A 325-nucleotide genomic window follows, 5' to 3' on the forward strand; every position below is an offset into this window, starting at 1 on the left:
GCTGCTCAGCGGTGCACGGCTGAGCGACGGGCGCACCGTGGACGTCCGCCTCGCCCGCGGCCGCATCGAGGCCGTGGGCACCGTCGGCAGCCTGGCCGCGGGCGGCGCGCACACCGTCGACCTCGCTGGCTGGCTCCTGCTCCCCGCCCCCGCCGAACCGCACGCGCACGCCGACACCGCGCTCACCGCGCTCACGCCGGGCCCGCCCGACGACAGCCCCCGCGCGGTGCGCTCCCGCGCCACCGAGGCGGCCCTGCTCCAGCTCGGCCACGGCGCCACGGCCCAGCGCGCCCACGTCCGGGTCGGCGACGTCCAGGGCCTCACC

Annotated in this window: 1 pseudogene; it reads left to right on the forward strand. The window is 80.6% G+C overall.

The features are described from left to right. Positions 1 to 325, forward strand: a pseudogene (locus G3I42_RS30950) (hydrolase); the annotation flags it as partial.

Origin of the sequence: Streptomyces sp. SID11385 (genome assembly GCF_010548245.1) — a bacterium.
In the GTDB taxonomy this organism is placed as follows: Bacteria; Actinomycetota; Actinomycetes; order Streptomycetales; family Streptomycetaceae; genus Streptomyces.